Below are 19,021 nucleotides of genomic sequence, written 5' to 3'. Positions count from 1 at the left end.
CTATCATGGGCGGTATCTCCTACCTCACGCGGCGCCCATGGCACACTGGATCACGAGCATTCCGCCCCCACTGGCCCGTTGGCGCGCCAGCCTGGAACACGCCCCCTACCGCGCCGCGGCAACGCTGGGTGCATGCCTGGGCAACGCAGGAACGCTCTGCGCGCTCCTGGTGGCGGGCATCGTGCTGCAGTTCTTACCGCCCGAGCCATGGGGACATTCCGCTGCTGCCGGGCTCGCTCGCCTCACGCCGGCCGGCGTCTTCCTGGCAGCCGTCATCTACGCGCCCATCATTGAAACCGCGCTCGGCCAGGTCCTGCCGATGGAAGCCGTACACCGCCTGGGCGCGCCGCCGATCGCCGGTATCCTGCTGAGCGCACTGCTGTTCGCATGCGGCCATTACCTGAATGGCGGACTGGCCCATGGCGTGACGACCTTCTCCGGCGGGCTGATCTTCGCCTGCGCCTATGTGAGCATGCGCTGGGCCGGCTTCGCACCCGCCGCCCTGGCTGCGGCGACGGCACACGCGGTGCAGAACGGAACGGTCCTGTTCGTCATCATGCCGCTGGTTCCGCAATGGGCTTAGGCCAGCGGCGGCAAAACGGGCGTCCCACCGCGGGCTCGATACAATGACGGCTTTACAACCAAGGATGCCGCCATGAGACTCGCCAACAAGACCGCCATCGTGACGGGCGCCAGCCAGGGCATCGGCCTGGCCTGTGCCGCGCGCCTGGTGCAGGAAGGCGCGCGCGTCATGCTCGTCGATGTCCGCCCCGAAGGCCGGGATGCCGCAGCCGGGCTCGGCGAAGCCGCCCGCTTCCACGGGGCCGACGTCAGCCTGAAGGCCGATGTGGATGCAATGGTCGCCGCCACGCTGCAGGCATTCGGACAGATCGACATTCTCGTCAACAATGCCGGCGTTACGCATGCGGCGGACTTCCTCGATCTGGCCGAAGAAGACTTCGACCGCGTGCTGCGCATCAACCTGAAATCGATGTTCCTGTGCAGCCAGGCAGCAGCGCGCGAGATGGTGAAACGCCAGACAGGCTGCATCATCAACATGTCCAGCGTGAACGCCGAGCTGACCATCCCGAACCAGGTGCCGTATGTGGTTTCGAAAGGCGGCGTCAACCAGCTGACGCGTGTGGCTGCGATCAGCCTGGCCGAGCACGGCATTCGCGTCAACGCCATCGGCCCGGGCACGATCCTGACCGAACTGGCGAAAAAAGCGGTCCTCGGCAGTCCGCAAGCGCGCCAGACGATCCTGTCGCGCACGCCGCTCGGACGCTGCGGGGAGCCCGAGGAAGTCGCCGGCATCTGCGCCTTCCTGGCCAGCGACGATGCGTCCTACATCACGGGCCAGACACTGTACGCAGACGGTGGCCGCATGGCGCTGAACTACACGGTACCGGTGCGCGAATGAGCGCGCCGCACAACCGCCTTGGCAGAAGAGATATTCGAAATATCAATGTCTGGTATCTGTATTCTAAATTGGACGTATATATGGCGACGCAGCATAATCTCATCTGTCTCCACTATTCTCCTCCAAGAAAATAGTTTTAAGCCCGCCAATAGCGGGCTTTTTTTTGCCCATCGTTTCTGTTGCAAATGCGACCCGATCAGCGCGTCCTGCGCGATATTGTTGAGATCACCGACATGCTGAACAGTTCGGTCGTGACGGTTCACGTTTGATCACTGTCATGGCGTGGTCACATTCGCCACGTATACTTTGAATCACCTGCGATACACGCAACCGATATGCGTGATGGCAGCAGGTGTGCTGCACCAGGCGTGCAACACACCAACCGATTTACGTCTCTTGGCCCGATCTTGGGTTGTGCCCGTCAGTTCCTGACGGGCATTTTTTTCTTCACCTCAGCAACACAATCATAAAAATCGCTCGCCGAGCTTGAAGCCCTGCAGGATTTCGCTATGATGAAGCTCCCGCCCTGTGTTTTCCTGCTTCGCAGGGTTGCGGAGACAATACGATAATGGGAGCTTGTCCTATGAATCTACGTGTATCCGAGAACTACGCACATCCGCCTGAAGCCAGCGCCTGCCGCCGCCACCATACCGACGGCAATCTGGTGCTGAGCGAACTGAATCCCCTGGCCGTCATCGACCAGCTCGACGGCGACAGCGCCCCGCTGAACCTGCTGACCTTCGGCAGCGTGCGCGAAATCTGTCCCAAGTGCCAGCATACCCATCTCAAGCTCGTGCTGCGACAGAACAGCGTCCGCATGGCACACCTGTTCTGCGCCGACTGCGAAAGCTGCTTCGACGCCCACTATACGAACGGCGTCCCCGCGCTGACGATCTGACAGTCGGTCCGCCGGCTTGCCGGAGGCCGGCGCGCTGGACCGGGCGGTGCGACAGGAAAGACAAGTGCTGTGATATCGTTGGCTTTTGCCAGCGTTCCACCGCCATGCCCGCTTTCCTGTCCTTCCTGTTACTCGATCCCCGCCTGCGCTCCGCCCGCATCAAGACGGCCCTCGTCCTGTTCGCGGGCATCATCATTGCCGGATCGATCCCGGGGGCGCGCGCCGAAGTGGGCGAACTCGCGCCCGGCATCGTGCTGCATGGCCTGAGCTATGCCTTCCTGACCCTGCTGTGGTTCCTCGGCAGCACCGGCAGCGCTCCCGTGCGCGCAGGCAAGGCGGTACTGGCGATCGCCCTGATGGGCGCCGGCGACGAGCTGGTGCAAAGCTTCCTGCCCTACCGCAGCGGCGACGTGCGCGACTGGATGATCGACGTGAGCGCCGCGGTGCTGACCAGCACCCTGCTGGCGGTGATCGTGCCGCAGCACGGCAGCGTGCGCCAGCCCTGACCTTCCACCCCGCAAAAAAATCCACCAGCCTCGTGGGCAGCTTGATACAGCTCAGGCTCAACCCGAGTCAGCTGGAACGCTAACGCGCTTCTCCCCTCTCACTCCAGTGGCACGAGGCATCGTCACGCATCCGATTGAACATCCACCATAAGGAGTTGACCATGAAGCAAAAACACCAGAGCATGCTCCTGGCGGGCTTGCTGGCTGTATCGCTGGGCCTGACCGGGTGCGCCGGCATGCGCGGCGGCGGCGACGCATCCAGTGGCACGAGCGGCACCAGCAGCAGCGGCACGACCTCGGGCGGCTCGAGCGGCACCTCCGGTGCGACCGGCACCGGCGGCTCCAGCAGCTACGGCTCCGGCAGCGCCACCGACGCCTCCGGCAACCCCACCGGCAGCAGCGGCAGCTCGAGCAGCCAGGGCACCATGGGCACCGGCACCGGCACCTCGGGCAGCTCTGGCAGCTCTGGCACCTCGGGCACCTCGGGCAGCAGCGGCTCCTCGGGCTGGGACCAGTCCGGCAGCAGCGGCGCATCGGGCAGCACCGGCTCGTCCGGCTTGTCGGCAGCGACCGGCACCTCGACCGCCGGCAGCGCTGCCCCCAACAGCACGGTGCTCGCCATCGAGGTCGTCCCGAGCGAGAGCATGAGCGCGGGCAGCTCGGGCACGGCCGGCAGCACCGGATCGAGCGGCGCAGCCGGGGCCAGCGGCGCCAACAGCTACCGCGTCACGGTGCGCATGGACGACGGCAGCACCCAGGTTGTCAGCCATGCCAGCACGCCCGATTTCCGCAGCGGCGACCGCGTGAACGTCACCAGCGGCGTCATCCAGCGCTAAGCGTTTCGATCGCGCTGCGGCATCCGCTGCAGCGTTCCCATCGCCCCACGCCACCCACAAAAAAACGCGCACCGTCACCGGTGCGCGTCTTCATCGCCTGCGCGTGCGCTTACGGCATGCCGGTTCCGCCCGGGATGCCGTCGCCTTCGGCTTCGACCTCCTTGCGCTGCAGCGCCACGTTGCGGGTCGCGGCGCTGATCACCTCCAGCGGCAGCTTCGGCGTGCGGTCCGCGTTGAGCAGGCCGTTGGCTTCCTGGAAGGTGTCGGTGAACTGCGTGTAGCAGAAGCCGCTGAACATGAAGGTCTCGTTCACTACCCGCAGAAGCTCGCGGTACAGCGACAGGTAGCTCTCGGCCGTGTGCGCCCGCGAATAGCCCCAGGTGGTCTTGTCCGCGTCCGGATCCTGGCTCGGATCGTAGGCGATGCCGCCGAACTCGGTCAGCACGATCGGCTGGCCGCGGTGCGGGAAGCCGTCCAGGGTCAGGATGCGGCCGCCCGGGCGCCGCTGGTCGAACAGGGTGCGCACCGGGTCGGTGACGGCATAGCGCGCCTGCAGCTTCTCGGGGTCGCAGTCGTAGTCGTGGATGCCGAGGATGTCGGTGGCCGAGGCTTCCCAGCCGTCGTTACCGATCACCGGCCGGGTCGAGTCGAGCGTGCGGGTCAGGTGGTACAAGGCCTCGACCGCGTTGCGGTGCGCCTGCGTCAAGGTCAGGTTCGGCACGCCCCAGGATTCGTTGAACGCGACCCACACGATGATGCAGGGGTGGCTGTAGTCGCGCTGGATCGCTTCGGTCCATTCACTCACCATGCGGCTGATGGCGCGCGAGCTGAAGCGGTAGGCCGAGGGCATTTCTTCCCACACCAGCAGGCCCAGCTTGTCGGCCCAGTACAGGAAGCGCGGGTCCTCGATCTTCTGGTGCTTGCGCACGCCGTTAAAGCCCATCAGCTTGACCAGTTCGACGTCGCGCTTCAGGTGCTGGTCCGACGGCGCCGTCATGAAGGACTCGGGCCAGTAGCCCTGGTCGAGCACCAGGCGCAGCTGGTAGGGACGGCCGTTGAGCATGAAGCGGTCGCGGTTGATCGAGACCGAGCGCAGCGCCGTGTACGAACGGATGCGGTCGAGCACGCGGTCGCCGCAGCGCAGGGTCACTTCGGCATCGAGCAGGGTGGGACGTTCCGGGCTCCAGAGGATCTCGTTGCGCGAGTCATCGATGCCGGGGTCGGACAGCGCGATCTTGCGGTTCGCCTCGCCGGCAAGCAGCTTGTAGTAGTCGTCCGCCAGCAGCTGCTCGCCATGCCAGATCTTGACCTCGACAAACAGCTCCTGGTGGGTGTGGCCGGCAGCGAACACCTCACAGCCGATCTCGTAGGTCTCGAAGATCGGGGTCCAGCGCAGCGAGGCGATGTAGGTGTCCTCGACCTGCTCGACCCAGACCGTCTGCCAGATTCCGGTGGTGCGCGGATACCAGATCGAGTGCGGCTCCAGCAGCCAGTCCTGCTTGCCGCGCGGCTTGGCCAGGTCGGCCGGATCGTCTTCGACGAACACGGTCACCACCTGCTTGCCGTCGGCATTCATGACGTCGGTGATGTCGGCCTGGAAGGGCGTATGGCCGCCCTCGTGCTCGGCCACCAGGCGCCCGTTCACCCACACCCGCGCCGCGTAGTCGACCGCGCCGAAATGCAGGATGGTGCGCTTGTCGTTCGGCGTCAGCTCGAACTCGCGCTGGTACCAGACGGCGGTATGGAAACCGGTGTCCTGAATGCCGCTCAGTTCGGTCTCGACCGCAAACGGCACGTTGATGTCATGGGTCCACTCGGCGACGTCTTCCGGTTTCGCATAGCGCATCTCGTCGTCGAAGGTGAAGCGCCATTTTCCGTTGAGGTTGATCCAGTTGTCGCGCACCAATTGGGGACGGGGATATTCAAACTGATTCATTGTTGTCCTTTCTGTTCAGTCGGAACCGGAATCAGGATCCGGCCCTGTCGTCCGTTCTTGTTGTAGGCCGCCAGCGCGGCGGCGGCCGCTTCCTGTGCCTGTCCTGCACGGCACAGCGCCACACAGGCGCCGCCGAAGCCGGCGCCTGTCAGGCGTGCCCCGAGCACGCCGGGCGCCGCACGCAGGTGCGCGCACAGCTCGTCCAGCTCGGGGATCGAAACTTCGTAGTCGTCGCGCAGGCTGAAGTGCGACGCGTTCATCAGTTCGCCGAAGCGCTCGGCGCTCACGCCGCCCGCCGCTTCCAGCACGCGCAGGTTTTCCTGCACCACGTGGCGGGCCCGCTCGCGCATCGGCGACGGCAGGCTTTCGACCGCGGCGGGGTCGCTGACGTCGCGCAGCGCCGGCACGCCCAGCTTGCGCGATGCCTCCTCGCATTCGGCGCGCCGCTCGTTGTACTTGCTGGCGGCGAGCTTGCGCGCCACGCCCGAGTCGATCACGATCAGCTCGCTATCGGGCGGCATCCTGACCAGGCGGTGCTCCAGCGTGCGCGCGTCGATGAACAGCATGCTGGTCTCGTCGGCCAGGCTGGACGCCATCTGGTCCATGATCCCGCAGTTCACGTGCGCGAATTCGATCTCGGCGCGCTGGGCGATGCGGGCCAGCTTGACGTCGTCGAGCTCGAAGCCGAGCAGCGCGCGCATGGCGCGCAGGGTCGCCACCTCGAGCGCGGCGGACGAGGACAGGCCCGAGCCGACCGGCAGGCTTGTGGTGATGTACACGCGCAGCGGCGGCACTTCCACCCCTTGCGCCTGCACCAGGCGGATGCAGCCCTCGATGTAGCTGCCGTAGCCCTGCGGCGCGCTGCCGCCCTGCGCGAAGGTGACGGTGTTGTCGAACGTCGGCGAATAGAAGTGGAAGTGGTCGTCCCCGCTGCGGCTCATCGCCACCAGGGTGCGCTGCGGGGTCGCCACCGGCAGCATGAAGCCGTCGTTGTAGTCGGTATGCTCGCCCAGCAGGTTGACGCGCCCGGGCGCCGACGCGTTCACCTCGGGGGCGCCGCCGAAGAAGGTGTCGGTGTTGGTCATGATGGTGCTTGCGTCTCCAGCCAAAGGGGCCGTTTGCGGCCATGTACGTCCGCCGCCGGCCAGCCGGGGTCGAACGTGAGATTCTCGAGCCCGTCGGGGCCGAGCAGGAAAGTTTCTTCGATTTTCACGCCCGCGAAGCTCGGGTTGAAGGCGAATGCCATGCCCTCTTCCAGCAGGGTCGCGGTGGTGGGACCGGTGACGATCTCGCGCGCCCGGTAGCCGGTGATGCCACCCTGGTGGTGCTCGCGGATCGCCGCCTCGCGGTCGGCGTGCTTGTAGGCCGCCTCGAGCGCGTGGTACACGGCCGAAAGCGACTTGCCCGGCTGGATCGCCGCCAGGCCGGTGGCCTCGATCTCCATCAGGGCGCGCTGCTCGTCCAGCGGCGCAGGACCGAAACTCACGAAGCGGGTCAGGTTGGCATACAGGCCGTGGCGGCGCGCGCAGAACACCAGCATCGCGCGCGCCCCCAGCGGCTCGGCGGTCGGGATCGGATGGCGCCAGGCCGGCAGGCGCCGCGCGCCGGCGGCCAGCACCAGGGCCGGGTGGATGCCGCGCCGCCACAGCGCCTCGGCGCCCGCGCCCGCCAGCTCGAACTCGGTCCAGTCGGGGCGCGCCCGGCGCAGGGAGTCGCTCATCGCCTCGGCGGCCTCGCGGCCAAGCAGGCGGTAGCGTTCGCGCTCATCAGGGCCAAGCACCATGCGGCGCTGGCGCAGCGCGTTCGGCAGCGGCTGCTCGCCGTTCGCGGGACGGTCGGACAGGACCGTGCGGCCGGCGGCGGCATTCTGCACGTAGCGTTCGCGCAGTTCGGGCTCGGTCCAGGGTTCGATGTGGAAGGTGAAGCCATCCGGCAGTTCCTCGGCGCGCAGGCGCTCGGCCTCGATGTCATCGGTCAGGATGCAGGCTTCCTCCAGCGTCACCAGCACCTCGGCCACGCCCTCGTCGGTGGTCTGCAGCACGGCGCTCGAGCCGCCCGCCGTCACCCAGGCGAACCAGTCGACGCCGCGCAGGCGGATGGCGCCGGCGCCGGCCGCAGCCAGATGGGCGCGCAGCAGCGCCAGCTTGTCCGCGACCTCGGCGGCGCGCTGCCGGACCGGGGTCATGCGCGGACCTCCGCCGGTTCGCCGCTGTCGTCCAGGCTGACCTCGACCTGCTGCAGTTCGTAGGCGGTGGTCTCGGGCAGCACGTCCATCGCGAACATCCCGGCCGCCAGCTCGGTGCCGGCCAGGTACTTCAGGCGGTCCCTGGTGCGGTAAGGCGGGTAGAACTGCGCGTGCAGCTGGGTTTCGGGATGCGCGGCGCCATCGGTGGGGGCCTGGTACCAGGCCATCAGGTAGGGGAAGGGACGGTTCCACAGCGTGTCGAACTTCAGCAGCACGGTCTTGAGCGCGCGGGCCAGGCTTTCGCGCTGCGGCGGCGTGAGCGCGGCGAAATCCTGGCAGGGCGCGGTCGGCATCACCCACACCTCGTAGGGATAGCGCGCGCAGGCCGGCACGAAGGCGATCGCATAGTCGTCGTGGTACAGCACGCGCTTGCCGTCCGCCGCCTCGACGCGCGCCATGTCGCACAGCAGGCTGGTGCCGTGCTGCAGGAAGTACTCGCGCTCCTGCGCCAGCATGCGCGCCGGCACCGCCGGCACGAAGGGATAGGCGTAGATCTGGCCGTGCGGATGGTGCAGGGTCACGCCGACTTCGGCGCCGCGGTTCTCGAACGGCAGCACGTAGTGGATGTGCTGGCGGCGCCCGATGCGCGTCGTGCGGTCGCCCCATACCGACAGCAGCAGCTCGATCCGCGACAGCGGCAGCGAAGACAGCGAGGACTGCGGGTCCTGCGTGAACACCACCACCTCGCAGTGGCCGTTGGCCGGGGCGGTCGGCACCGTCACGCTGGGCGGCTCGTGCGACTCCAGCGCGAGCGAGGGGAAGCGGTTGTCGAACACCGCGATCTCGTAGTCGCCGGCCGGCATCTCGGTCGGGTGCTGCGGGTCGCTCATCGGCGCCAGCGGGTTGTACTGGGGCGGCGGCTGGTAGGTGCGGTTCTGCCGGAAGGCGGCGTAGCTCACCCATTCGCCGCGCAGCGGGTGCCAGCGCAGGTGGGGATTGGCATGCTGGGGCTCAAGGAAAGGGCTGGGCGCGACGATCCCTTCCGGGATCGGATGGTTGCTGTACAGCGTCAGGTTGCGTCCGTCCGGCTTCTTGAGATCTTTGCTGTGCATGGCATCCAAAAAATGTCGGGCATTCGTAAAGCAAGGAGCGCGAGCCGGCACCGGGGATTCCGGTGCCCTCGCGGTCTGTCACGATGATCCTACCATGCTGTTTTCGCCACATTTTCCCTCTAGCACGGTGACATTTTCCGGCCATCAATGGGAGCGGCGCCGGTGGAAAAAGCCAGCTTTGCAGCCTGCCCTGTCACTCCGAGAGAAGGGCAGTTTTGCCTCTACAGCAGCGTCCGGTTATGTAAGTACAGTCCTACAAAACGATTGGAATTATTTACACATTTTGGCGAGCCTGGCTCCTAGCAGCTCGACCTGAACACGGTAGCGCTCATCTGCTTGGAGGCAAGCAAAAAAATCCCCGGACAGGCCGGGGACTGGAGCGCGTGGATGCCGTCTTACTTTGCCAGCTCGACCAGCACCGCCGTGTACATCTGCAGATTCAGCAGCAGCTGCTTCTCGGTGATGAATTCGTGCTCGGAGTGGCCGGTATAGACCTTGCCCGGCATCGCCGGTCCGAAGCTCACGGCGCCCGGGAACAGGCGCGAATTGGTGCCGCCGCCGATCGCGATCGGCTGCGGATCCTTCATGCCGGTAAAGTACGAGAACACGTTCATCAGGGTCGGCAGGTGCGGCGCGTTCTTCTGCACCCACGGCTCGCCGATGCGGACCTTGACGTTGGCCAGCGGCAGGCGGCGTGCCTGCCACTGCGCCAGCGCGGCATTGATTTCATTGGTCAGCTGCTCGCTGCTCTTGCCCTGCGGGCGGCGCAGGTTGATCTGCACTTCGATGCCGTCGTCGTTCTGCTTGATCACGGTGGGCGCAAAGCTCATCGGTCCCATGAAGCTGTCGCGGTAGGCGATGGCGCCGAACTTCTCGCCATAGATGCCGGTACCGACCATCTCGTTCAGGTAGTTCACCGCGCCGCCGGCGGTGGTATTGGCCCAGGGACGCACGGCCAGCGCATCGGCCAGCATGCTGACCGCGTTGACGCCGTCTTCCGGCTTGGACGAGTGGGCCGAGCCCCCCTTCGCCTTCACGGTCAGATTGCTGCCTTCCCAGTCGAAGCTGTACTGCATGTCCTCCTGCCTTGCAGCGCGCGCACGGATGGCCTGCTGGATCTCCGGCGTCGCATTGGCGATCACGGCGCTGGCATCTTCGGGGATCTGGGTGATGAAGAAACCACCCCCGAATTGCGCCACATAGGCTTCGCCCTCCGGTGGCACGGCCGCGCCCGCCTTCGGGATCGTCACGGCGACCAGGCCCGATCCCTTTTCCGCCGTCACCGCCGGGTATTCGGCATCGAGCGTGATGTTGACCTGCGGCGGCTGGTGGGTCTTGAGGAACTCCACCAGCGGCTGCCAGTCGGACTCCTCGCCCATGTACACATAGAGTTCGATGCGCTTGGACAGCGGCAGGCCCCGGTCCTTGATCGACTTCATCGCGTACAGCGCGGTGGCGATCGGGCCCTTGTCGTCCTCGGCGCCGCGCGCCAGCAGCTTGCCCGGCTCGCTGGTGCGGTCCAGCACGAAGGGCGATTTCTTCCACTTGCTCGGGTCGACCGGCTGCACGTCGCCGTGCGTGATGACGCCGACGCGTTCGCTGCCCTGGCCCAGGCCGATGATCACGGTCCAGCCGTGGTCGGCGTAGTCCAGGCCCAGGCGCTGGGCCTCGGCCTTCAGCGCTTCCTTGAAGGCGATGTGGACCGGGTTCTTGTCGGACGGGACGTTCTTGTCGGCCACCGTGTTGTAGCTCACCAGCTTGGCCAGCGTATCGACGATGTCCTTGCGATAGGTGCTGGCCGCGTACTTGGCGGTCTTGACGGCGACCTCGCTCGGCGCCTTGCCGGGTGCCGGGGCCGCGCCTGCCGGCAGCGTGAAGGAAGCCAGCAGCAGGCTGGCGAGCAGTGTTTTTCTCATATGGGATGCCGTCTCCACAAGCAAAAGCAATGGTTGCAAAAGCGCAAGAAGTCTAGCACAGGCGTGTGCGCCCGGAACCGGCCCTTGGAGTATCGTGAGGGCCGATGAATCACAGGAGCGACCCATCATGACTGCCCGCAGTGTCCACCGCCTCCTTCCCGCGGTGCGCGACGATATCGGCGACCTCATCACGCAGCGTCCGCTGCCCGGCCGCCTCGTCGACCAGATCGATCCCTTCCTCTTCCTCAACCACCACGGGCCGCAGACCTACCCGCCGCACAACCGCGGCCTGCCTTTCGGGCCGCACCCGCACCGCGGCTTCGAGACCGTCACCTTCATCCTCGAGGGCATGCTGGCCCACCGCGACAGTGCCGGCCACGAAAGCGTGATCCACGCCGGCGGCGTGCAGTGGATGACCGCCGGGCGCGGCATCGTGCATGCCGAGGTCTCGCCGCGCGAATTCCTTGAGCGGGGCGGCCCGATCGAGATCCTGCAGCTGTGGGTCAACCTGCCCTCGCGCCTGAAGATGAGCGAGCCGGCGTATACGGGCCTGCAGCGCGCCGACATCCCTGCCCTGCCGGTCGATGGCGGCAAGGTGCTGCTGAACCTGATTGCAGGGGAATGGGAAGGCAGGACGGGCCCGGTGCGCTCGCTCACCGGCGTATTCATGAGCACGCTGGAAATGCGTCCAGGGGGCGCCATCCGCTTCGACGGACTGGAGGGACGCAACGTGTTCCTCTACGTCGCGCGCGGGGTGATCCAGGTGGGCAGCCATGCCGACCTGGTCAGCCCGATGCACCTGGTGGAGCTGGACGAGAACGGCGACACGGTCGAGATCCGTGCCGGCCAGGACGCGCTGGTGGTGTTCGGCCATGCCGAGCCGATCCGGGAACCGGTGGTCGCGCACGGCCCCTTCGTGATGAACACGCGCGAGGAGATCGCGCAGGCCATCGACGACTACCAGGCCGGGCGTTTCGGCTCAGCGCTGGGCTAGCGCGACGTGGCGGCCGGCCTGGTTGCTGACGCGGACGGTGTCCACCACGCGGCGCGCGTTCGGACGGTCGAAGGACAGGCGCAGGTCCTTGCCCACCGCAACGAAGCGGTTCTTGCCGACGTGGACGATCTCGCTTGCACCGTCGCCAAAGTCGGCGTACAGCTTGCGCGCCTGGCCGTCGCGCTTGCCGCTCACGGTGAGGATGCGGCCATCGTCGAGCTGGTAGTCGCCCTGCACCCCGTCGAACATGAAGGCGGTCATCTGCGCGTGCTTCGGCTGGGCGCCGACCACGTCGACGCGCTCGGAGACGGCGCCCTGCGGTGCCGCGCTGGCGGTCAGGGTGAAGAAGGTGGCGGCGGCGGCCAGCAGCAGTTTGGTGCGCATGATGTACTTCCTTTCAGGTCGAAATTGATTGGGCTCGGACCTGTGCGGCAGGGGCTACTTTCGTTCGCGCCGCGCGGTCCACGTCGTTCGGTTTCGCCAGCGTCTGTCTCGGTTTGTCTGGCGATGAGGGAAGTGTAGCGGCGCGCCATGGGGGCTCAAGCCGGAAGCGCCGGAACGCCGAAAACGCGTGACGAAATGCCGAAAACCGATACCAGACGGGGCATGCATATCGGCGCCGCTCGTCGACGTCCGCATGCCGTGCAGATATCGAAGAACGCCCTATTTGACGGGCGAAACGGGCTATTCCGATGCATACGCGCGAACGTGCGGCAGCATGTCGCGCAATGCCTTACAGTAGGGCTCCGACCGCATTCCATCACCCACTGCCAAGACCAGCATGCAAGCTACCGCCCTCGTCGCCACCACGCGCGGCTACCCCGATTCCGGCTACGTCGTCGAGAACATCCACGCCGGCTCGATCGCGGTCGTCGACGTGCAGGGCCGCCTGCTCTACGCGAGCGGCGACCCTCGCTATCCCACCTTCACGCGCTCGGCCCTCAAGCCCTTCCAGGCCCTGCCCTTCATCTTGTCCGACGGCCCCGCGCGCTTCGGATTGACGCGCGACGAACTGGCGCTGCTGTGCGCCAGCCACTCGGGCGAAGACAAGCACCTGGAAGGCGTGGAGTCGATCCTCGCCAAGATCGGCCTCGATCCCGGCCATCTGGAATGCGGCTGCGCGACGCCGCTGTTCTACGAATTCACCGGCCAGCCGCTGCCCCAGGACCGCAGCTGGACCCCGCTGCACCACAATTGCTCGGGCAAGCACAGCGGCTTCCTTGCCTGGTGCCGCCTGCATGGCGCCCCCACCCGCGGCTATGTCGAGCGCAGCCATCCGCTGCAGCAGGCGATCCGCGCGACGCTGGCCGAGGCGGTCGGCATGCCGGCCGACTGGATGCCGGTGGGGCTCGATGGCTGCTCGGCGCCGAACTATGCGATGCCCCTGTCGACCCTGGCGCACCTGTATGCGCGCCTCGCGCAAGGCAGTGCCGACGCGCAGCTGGGCGGCGCCATGGGCATGCTGTTCGATGCGATGACGGCGCGGCCCGACATGGTCTCGGGCACGGCGCGCACCGACCTGGCCTGGATGAGCGCCGGCGGCGGCGACTGGGTGGCGAAGATCGGCGCCGACGCGGTGCAGGCGATCGGCATCCGCTCGGCGGGCCTGGGCATCGCGATCAAGATTGCGGACGGCAACAGCCGCGCCCTGCACCCGGCGGTGTACGCCGTGCTCGACCAGCTCGGCCTGCTCGACGACGAGCGGCGCGCGCAGCTGGAAGGCTTGCGCCAGCCGCCGATCCGCAACGCACGCGGCACGGTGGCGGGCGACATCCGCACCTTGTTCTCGCTGACGCCGCAGGCCTAAGCGCTCAAGCGGCGCAGCATGGCGGCGATGGCCGTAATCACCGTGGCGTCGTCCCAGTAGCTGTTGTGCGCGAGCGGGTTCCAGCTGCGCAGCAGCAGGCTGGCCACGCTGCCGCTGGCGTTGACGACGCGGTCTTCCACCAGTTCGCGGTAGCCGCCCGGCAGCGGCTGCAGCGGCCAGCCCAGCACGTCGTCCGGATCATAAAAATTGATCCACTTGAACAGCGAGGTCGGGCGCTCGATCGGGATGATGTGCATGATCTTGTGGGCGGCGATGAAGACCGGGATGTTGCAGCCGGTGGTGACCAGGGCCGCGCAGGTGCCCGCCCCCAGGAAGGTCTTTTCGCTCGCGGTGAGGGCGCGCCCGACGCTGGCAGCCGCCCAGGCATCGATGTTGCGCCAGATCCCGGCGCCGACCGGCTGGCCCCTGGCCGCCTTCTGGGCGTCGTAGATGTAGCTCGACAGGACCTGACAGCCGAGCGACTGCGCCACGAACACCACCGGCATGCCGGGCCGCAGCGCGTGCACCGACAGCAGGGTGCGCGCGATCTCGCCCTGCGCCAGCTCGTAGACCGAGCCGGGAATCTCCTTGCGGTTCTCGAGCCCGGCCGCGTCGCCGAAGCCGAACAGCACGAACTTGCGCAGGTCCGGGTAGCGTACCGTGGCGCGTTCCCGCGTCATCTCCCAGATGGCGTTCTGGTTGTCCTGCAGGATCTTCTGGTAGTACACGGAGCGCATCGCCACCTGCCCCGCCAGGCTACCCAACTGCCCGCGCAGCCGGTCCATCAGAGCGTCGGCATAGGTGGGCGGGGTTTCCCCCATCCCGTGCACCGTGATCAGCGCCACGTCGGCCATGGCATCCTCCCCGTCCCGGGCCGCGTGTTTGTATGTGTCGTGCGGCCGTCCATCGATGGAGATAGCCTACCAGTTTTCGCCGCCATGCATGCGTTCGCGCTGCCGTGCCGGCCTGCGCTACCATAAGGTTTTCAGCGAGCGCCGATCCCGATGCCAGAACCGCTCTTTCCCCGCTACCGCGAAGCGATCCGCAGCCTCGACCTGGCGCAGGTCGCGGCGCCCGCCCAGATCCCGGAGGCCTTCCTGCTGGGCCGCGAAGGACGCTACAGCGCCCACTACATTCCCTTCGAATCGATCCACCCGCAGGCGCGCATCGTGGTCGCCGGCATCACGCCCGGCTTCGCGCAATGGAAGAACGCGATGCGCGAGGCGCAGCGCCAGCTGGCGGCCGGCAGCGACGACGCCACGGTGCTGCGCGCAGCGCGGCTGGCGGGCGCCTTCAGCGGCGCGATCCGGCCCAACTTCGTGGCCCTGCTCGATGCGATCGGCGTGCAGCGCTGGCTCGGCATCGCCGGCTGCGTCACGCTGTTCGGCGAGGATGCCGGCCTGGTGCAGGTGAGCGCGATCCTGCGCCACCCGATCTTCGTGGACGGCAAGAACTACAGCGGCTCGCCCTCGCCCTTGCGCCAGGCCTTCCTGCGCGAGCAGGTACTGCGCTGGTTCGCCGAGGAGGCGCGCCAGCTGCCGGAGGCGCTGTACATTCCGATGGGCGCCAGCGTCAGCGAGACGCTGGACTGGCTGGTCGGCGAAGGCGTGATCGCCGCCGGGCGCGTGCTGCACGGGTTGCCGCATCCGTCGGGAGCGAATGCGGAGCGGGTCGCGTATTTTTTAGGCCGCAAGGAGCGCGCGGCGCTCTCTAGCAAGACCAATGGGGCGCAGATCGATGCGGCGAGAGAGCGGCTGCTGGCGCAGATGGAAGCGCTGATCGCTGCCCGGCCTTCGTAGGGTGGACGGCTTCGCCGTCCGCGCGTTCAACCAGTTGAAGGTCAGCCGCACATCCGTTCGAAAGTGATTCGAACGCGCGGACGGGAGACCCGTCCACCCTACGCTATAGATAATTCGAACTCCGTGACCCCATCCACGCCGCCGCGCACCCGGTCGCCCGGCTGCAAGGCCGCGACGCCCGCCGGCGTGCCGGTATAGATCAGGTCCCCGGGCGCCAGCGTGACTAGGCGCGACAGATGGGCGATCACGTCCGCGATCGGCCAGATCATCTCGTTCAGGTTCCCCTCCTGGCGCAGCGCGCCGTTCACTTCCAGCCAGATGCGCGCATCCTGCGGATGGCCGAGCCGCGCCGCGGGAATGAGCGGGCTGCACGGTGCCGAGGCGTCGAAGCCTTTCGCCATGTCCCAGGGCCGGCCCGCATCCTTGGCCACGGCCTGCAGGTCGCGCCGGGTCAGGTCCAGGCCCACCCCGTAGCCCCACACGAGCGACATGGCGTCGAGCGGGTCGATATCGCTCCCGGCGGCGCCCAGGGCCACCACCAGCTCGACCTCGTGGTGCAGGTCCCGCGTGGCCGGCGGGTACGGCACGGCGCCGCTGGCGGGCAGCACGGCGTCGGCCGGCTTGGTGAAGAAGAAGGGCGGCTCGCGGTCCGGGTCGCTCCCCATCTCGCGCGCATGGGCGCCGTAGTTGCGGCCGACGCAGAACACGCGGCGGATCGGGAAGCGTTCCTCGCTGCCCGCCACGGCCAGCGAGGGCTGGACGGGAGCGGTAATGACATAACTGGACATGCTGATCCTTTCAGGGACGGGACGCCCATGATAAAGCCTCGCCGCCGCGGCCGCAGGACTGCCTCAGGCCGCGGTCGCGGGAAGCGCCGCCTGCGCCGCGCTGGCGCCGACCGACTCCAGGATGCGCCCCAGCGCCGTCATGTCCACCGGCTTGACCAGGTGGTGGGCGAAGCCGGCCTCGATGGCGCGCTCGCGGTCCCGGGCCTGGCCGTAGCCCGTGATCGCCACCAGCACGGTGTCGCGCGTTTCCGGCATCGCGCGCAGCTGCTGCGCCAGGTGGTAGCCGTCGATATCGGGAAGGCCGATGTCGACCAGCATGGCGTCCGGGCGCTCGGCGCGCGCGCGGCGCAGGGCCGAGCGTGCGTCGTACTCGACCGCGGTATGGTAGCCCTGCACGCCCAGCAGCTGCGACAGGCTGTCGGCCGCATCGGCGTTGTCGTCCACCAGCACCAGGCGCAGCGGCCGGTCCAGCCTTGCCCTCTCTTCCTGCAGCGGCCCCGCCGCCGCGCCGGCGCCGGGCGCCGCATCCGCGCAGGGCAGCGCCAGCGTGAAACGGCTGCCCAGGCCGACGCCCTCGCTGTGCGCGCCGACCTCGCCGCCGTGCAGCTCGACCAGGCGCTTGACCAGGGTCAGGCCCAGCCCGAGCCCGCCCTGCGAACGCGCCAGGGTGCGTGCGCCCTGCGTGAACAGGTCGAACACGTTCGGCAGCAGCTCGGGCGGCATGCCGGAACCGTTATCGCTGATGTGCAGGCACATGCGCCCATCGCCGCTGTCGAGCGCCAGCGCGATGCGTCCGCCCTTCTGGGTGTACTTGGCCGCGTTGTTGAGAATATTGGTCACGCTCTGCACCAGGCGGGTCTGGTCGCCGCGCACGTACACCGGACCGGGCGGCAAGGCCAGCTGCACTTCGTGGCTCTTTTCTTCGAGCAGCGGGCGGGCCTGGTCGAGCGCGCCCGAGACGATGTCGCGGAAGTCGACCACGTCCAGCTTGAGCTTGACGAGGCCGCGGGTGACGCGCGACACGTCCAGCAGGTCGTCGATCAGGCGGCTCATGTGGCGCACCTGGCGGCTGATGATGGTGCTGGTCTGGCGGATGCGCGGTTCGTCCTTGAACTGCATCGACAGCAGGCTGGCCGAACTGCTGATCGGCGCCAGCGGATTGCGCAGCTCGTGCGCCAGCATCGCCAGGAATTCGTCCTTGGTGTGGCTGAGGCGCTCGGCCTGCACGCGCGCCGCACGCTCGCTCTGCAGCAGCGCATCGCGTTCCTGCGCCGACCTTTGCGCCACCTCGTACAGGCGCGCGTTGTCCATCGCGATCGCGGCCTGGCCGGCCACGCCGGCGATGATGCGCTCGGTGCGCTCGGTGAACACGCCCGGTTCCGGGTGGCCGAAGAGAAGCCCGCCCAGCACCCGCCCCGCGCGCGACACCACCGGCACCGCCAGGTAGCTGCGCACCGCCGGGTGGCCGGGTGGCAGGCCGGCCTCCGCCAGCCGATCGGGGCCCAGTTGCGCAAAGCGCGGATCGCGGCCGATATCGTCGCTGCGGATCGCGCCTTCGCCCCTGAAGGTGGGGCGGAAAATCCCGGCGGCGCGCGGCATGCCGAGGCGCTCCATGTCCTCGCGCAGGGCGCCGGACAAGGTGTACAGCTGCAGCCGTTCGCCCTGCTCGTCTTCGGCGCTGTAGAAGAAGGCGCCGAAGCGCGCCCCCGCCAGCTCGGTGCCGGCGTCGGTGATCGCCTGCAGCAGCGTGCCCAGGTCGAGGGTCGAGGCCAGCGCCTGGCCGGTGCGGTTGACCATCTCGAGCACGCGCTTCTCGTCGCGCAGCGATTCCTCGACGCGCGCGCGCCGCACCACCTCGCGGGTATGGCGCGCCACGTCCTCAGCCAGCGCGGCCTCCTGGTCGCTCCAGTGGCGCGCGCGCTGCTCGTGCAGGTAGAAGATGGCCGCCAGGCGCCCCTCTTCGATCAGCGGCACGATGATCATCGACCGGGCGCCGATGCTGGCGTAGCCGGCCGCATAGGGCGCCGCATGTTCGTCGAGGGCGACGTCGTCCAGGCGCAGCGTGCGCCCGCGGCGCAGCTGGTCGATGATGGCCGGCCCGAAGCTGTCGAGTTCGCGCGATTCTCCCGCCAGGCTGGCGATGCCGGCGTCGGTCCAGTCGCGCTCCACACTCACCAGGCGGCCCGAGATGTCGACCTCGCCGTAGCCGACCCGCGCCACGCCGAGGTATTCGCCGGTGAGCCGGCTGGCGGCCTGCATCACGTGCACCGCGTCGACCAGGCCGCGCAGCGTGTCGCTCAGCTTCAGGTGGAAGGCATGGCGCTGCTCGGCGAGCACACGCGAGGTGCAGTCGGACAATACGAAATACACGCCGATGATCTCGCCATCGTGGCGTACCGGCGTGATCGAGGACGAAAAATAGCGCCGCTCCAGCTTGCCGTTGCGGTAGAACTCCAGCAGCGCATTCTCGAACTGCGCCGGCTGGCCCGACAAGGCTTCCATGACAAAAGGCTGCAGGCGTGGCCACAGCTCGGGACGCACCAGCGGCAAGGGCTGGCCCATGGCGCCCGGATGCTCGTCGCCCAGCAGGGCGGCATAAGCGTCGTTATAGAACAGCCTGAGCTCGGGACCCCAGGCGATCGCCATCGGAAACTGCGATGCGACGATCAGGTCGGCGATGGCCTGCATGCCTTCCGGCCAGCTGTCGGGTTTTACGGAAGGGAAGATGGGCCAGGGACGTTCGATGGCCTGGCCGGGCAACGTCGCGCTGCCTTCGGGCAGAAGAGAAAGACTGCTTTCGTTACTCATCAGGATAGTCCCGGTT

General features: G+C 67.6%; 17 protein-coding genes. 8 read left to right on the top strand and 9 right to left on the bottom strand.

Annotated features, from left to right (window positions below):
• Positions 1–37: 37 nt before the first annotated feature.
• The 5 genes from MasN3_RS07475 to MasN3_RS07455 all read left to right on the top strand — a co-directional run bounded on the left by MasN3_RS07475 (position 38) and on the right by MasN3_RS07455 (position 3,660).
• A complete protein-coding gene (locus tag MasN3_RS07475) occupies positions 38–583 on the top strand; it encodes a CPBP family glutamic-type intramembrane protease (protein ID WP_281913315.1) in 546 nt (181 codons plus the stop codon).
• A gap of 72 nt (positions 584–655) precedes the next feature.
• Entirely contained in the window at positions 656–1,420 is a 765-nt protein-coding gene (locus tag MasN3_RS07470; RefSeq protein WP_281913314.1) for an SDR family NAD(P)-dependent oxidoreductase, read from the top strand.
• A gap of 583 nt (positions 1,421–2,003) precedes the next feature.
• Positions 2,004–2,318 carry a hypothetical protein gene (locus MasN3_RS07465; protein ID WP_281913312.1) on the top strand — a complete coding sequence of 105 codons (315 nt, stop codon included), beginning with the start codon at positions 2,004–2,006 and terminating at the stop codon, positions 2,316–2,318.
• Between the two features lie 104 nt (positions 2,319–2,422).
• Positions 2,423–2,824 carry a VanZ family protein gene (locus MasN3_RS07460; protein ID WP_281913310.1) on the top strand — a complete coding sequence of 134 codons (402 nt, stop codon included), beginning with the start codon at positions 2,423–2,425 and terminating at the stop codon, positions 2,822–2,824.
• A 161-nt stretch (positions 2,825–2,985) separates the two neighbouring features.
• Positions 2,986–3,660 (top strand): hypothetical protein, encoded by a 675-nt coding sequence (locus MasN3_RS07455; RefSeq protein ID WP_281913309.1) that lies wholly within the window; start codon positions 2,986–2,988, stop codon positions 3,658–3,660.
• A 109-nt stretch (positions 3,661–3,769) separates the two neighbouring features.
• On the opposite strand, the gene MasN3_RS07450 is transcribed toward MasN3_RS07455, so the two are convergent.
• From MasN3_RS07450 to MasN3_RS07430, 5 genes are all read right to left on the bottom strand, one after another.
• On the bottom strand, positions 3,770–5,596 hold the full coding sequence (locus tag MasN3_RS07450; RefSeq protein WP_281913308.1) for a glycoside hydrolase family 2 protein: 1,827 nt from the start codon (positions 5,594–5,596) through the stop codon (positions 3,770–3,772).
• On the bottom strand, positions 5,593–6,681 hold the full coding sequence (gene galK, locus MasN3_RS07445) for a galactokinase (RefSeq protein ID WP_281913307.1): 1,089 nt from the start codon (positions 6,679–6,681) through the stop codon (positions 5,593–5,595). Before galK ends, MasN3_RS07450 begins: the two co-directional genes overlap by 4 nt.
• Positions 6,678–7,781, bottom strand: coding sequence for a M24 family metallopeptidase (locus MasN3_RS07440; protein WP_281913305.1), 1,104 nt, complete (start codon positions 7,779–7,781; stop codon positions 6,678–6,680). The genes galK and MasN3_RS07440 overlap by 4 nt, the downstream gene beginning before the upstream one ends.
• Positions 7,778–8,893, bottom strand: a complete 1,116-nt coding sequence (gene galT, locus MasN3_RS07435) for a galactose-1-phosphate uridylyltransferase (protein ID WP_281913304.1) — start codon at positions 8,891–8,893, stop codon at positions 7,778–7,780. Before galT ends, MasN3_RS07440 begins: the two co-directional genes overlap by 4 nt.
• Before the next feature lie 395 nt (positions 8,894–9,288).
• A complete protein-coding gene (locus tag MasN3_RS07430; protein ID WP_281913303.1) occupies positions 9,289–10,809 on the bottom strand; it encodes a dipeptidase in 1,521 nt (506 codons plus the stop codon).
• A 127-nt stretch (positions 10,810–10,936) separates the two neighbouring features.
• On the opposite strand from MasN3_RS07430, the gene MasN3_RS07425 reads away from it, so the two are divergent.
• A complete protein-coding gene (locus MasN3_RS07425) occupies positions 10,937–11,803 on the top strand; it encodes a pirin family protein (RefSeq protein WP_281913301.1) in 867 nt (288 codons plus the stop codon).
• On the opposite strand, the gene MasN3_RS07420 is transcribed toward MasN3_RS07425, so the two are convergent.
• Positions 11,789–12,187: a hypothetical protein gene (locus tag MasN3_RS07420; protein ID WP_281913299.1), complete on the bottom strand. Its 399-nt coding sequence runs from the start codon at positions 12,185–12,187 to the stop codon at positions 11,789–11,791. The genes MasN3_RS07425 and MasN3_RS07420 overlap by 15 nt on opposite strands.
• Before the next feature lie 397 nt (positions 12,188–12,584).
• On the opposite strand from MasN3_RS07420, the gene MasN3_RS07415 reads away from it, so the two are divergent.
• Positions 12,585–13,610 (top strand): asparaginase, encoded by a 1,026-nt coding sequence (locus MasN3_RS07415; RefSeq protein ID WP_281913298.1) that lies wholly within the window; start codon positions 12,585–12,587, stop codon positions 13,608–13,610.
• Here MasN3_RS07415 and MasN3_RS07410 read toward each other — a convergent pair.
• Complete coding sequence (locus MasN3_RS07410) at positions 13,607–14,464, bottom strand: hypothetical protein (protein ID WP_281913297.1); 858 nt, start codon at positions 14,462–14,464, stop codon at positions 13,607–13,609. The two genes, MasN3_RS07415 and MasN3_RS07410, sit on opposite strands and share 4 nt — an antisense overlap.
• 150 nt (positions 14,465–14,614) lie before the next feature.
• Here MasN3_RS07410 and MasN3_RS07405 point away from each other — a divergent pair, with 150 nt between their 5' ends.
• The gene (locus MasN3_RS07405; RefSeq protein WP_281913296.1) at positions 14,615–15,409 is read left to right on the top strand and encodes a hypothetical protein; all 795 of its coding nucleotides are present in this window, start codon (positions 14,615–14,617) and stop codon (positions 15,407–15,409) included.
• 98 nt (positions 15,410–15,507) lie between these two features.
• Here the strand turns inward: MasN3_RS07405 and MasN3_RS07400 are convergent, their stop codons facing one another.
• Together MasN3_RS07400 and MasN3_RS07395 are read right to left on the bottom strand one after the other, a co-directional pair.
• The gene (locus MasN3_RS07400) at positions 15,508–16,197 is read right to left on the bottom strand and encodes a fumarylacetoacetate hydrolase family protein (RefSeq protein WP_281913295.1); all 690 of its coding nucleotides are present in this window, start codon (positions 16,195–16,197) and stop codon (positions 15,508–15,510) included.
• A gap of 63 nt (positions 16,198–16,260) precedes the next feature.
• Positions 16,261–19,005 carry a GAF domain-containing protein gene (locus tag MasN3_RS07395; protein WP_281913294.1) on the bottom strand — a complete coding sequence of 915 codons (2,745 nt, stop codon included), beginning with the start codon at positions 19,003–19,005 and terminating at the stop codon, positions 16,261–16,263.
• Positions 19,006–19,021: the final 16 nt, after the last annotated feature.

The organism is Massilia varians, assembly GCF_027923905.1.
Taxonomy (GTDB): domain Bacteria; phylum Pseudomonadota; class Gammaproteobacteria; order Burkholderiales; family Burkholderiaceae_D; genus Telluria; species Telluria varians_B.
This window is presented reverse-complemented; position numbering and strand designations above follow the sequence as displayed.

Coding starts and splice junctions, on each gene's coding strand:
- MasN3_RS07475 (WP_281913315.1), top strand. CDS start 38: ATGGCACACTGGATCACGAGCATTCCGCCCCCACTGGCCCGTTGGCGC.
- MasN3_RS07470 (WP_281913314.1), top strand. CDS start 656: ATGAGACTCGCCAACAAGACCGCCATCGTGACGGGCGCCAGCCAGGGC.
- MasN3_RS07465 (WP_281913312.1), top strand. CDS start 2,004: ATGAATCTACGTGTATCCGAGAACTACGCACATCCGCCTGAAGCCAGC.
- MasN3_RS07460 (WP_281913310.1), top strand. CDS start 2,423: ATGCCCGCTTTCCTGTCCTTCCTGTTACTCGATCCCCGCCTGCGCTCC.
- MasN3_RS07455 (WP_281913309.1), top strand. CDS start 2,986: ATGAAGCAAAAACACCAGAGCATGCTCCTGGCGGGCTTGCTGGCTGTA.
- MasN3_RS07450 (WP_281913308.1), bottom strand. CDS start 5,596: ATGAATCAGTTTGAATATCCCCGTCCCCAATTGGTGCGCGACAACTGG.
- galK (WP_281913307.1), bottom strand. CDS start 6,681: ATGACCAACACCGACACCTTCTTCGGCGGCGCCCCCGAGGTGAACGCG.
- MasN3_RS07440 (WP_281913305.1), bottom strand. CDS start 7,781: ATGACCCCGGTCCGGCAGCGCGCCGCCGAGGTCGCGGACAAGCTGGCG.
- galT (WP_281913304.1), bottom strand. CDS start 8,893: ATGCACAGCAAAGATCTCAAGAAGCCGGACGGACGCAACCTGACGCTG.
- MasN3_RS07430 (WP_281913303.1), bottom strand. CDS start 10,809: ATGAGAAAAACACTGCTCGCCAGCCTGCTGCTGGCTTCCTTCACGCTG.
- MasN3_RS07425 (WP_281913301.1), top strand. CDS start 10,937: ATGACTGCCCGCAGTGTCCACCGCCTCCTTCCCGCGGTGCGCGACGAT.
- MasN3_RS07420 (WP_281913299.1), bottom strand. CDS start 12,187: ATGCGCACCAAACTGCTGCTGGCCGCCGCCGCCACCTTCTTCACCCTG.
- MasN3_RS07415 (WP_281913298.1), top strand. CDS start 12,585: ATGCAAGCTACCGCCCTCGTCGCCACCACGCGCGGCTACCCCGATTCC.
- MasN3_RS07410 (WP_281913297.1), bottom strand. CDS start 14,464: ATGGCCGACGTGGCGCTGATCACGGTGCACGGGATGGGGGAAACCCCG.
- MasN3_RS07405 (WP_281913296.1), top strand. CDS start 14,615: ATGCCAGAACCGCTCTTTCCCCGCTACCGCGAAGCGATCCGCAGCCTC.
- MasN3_RS07400 (WP_281913295.1), bottom strand. CDS start 16,197: ATGTCCAGTTATGTCATTACCGCTCCCGTCCAGCCCTCGCTGGCCGTG.
- MasN3_RS07395 (WP_281913294.1), bottom strand. CDS start 19,005: ATGAGTAACGAAAGCAGTCTTTCTCTTCTGCCCGAAGGCAGCGCGACG.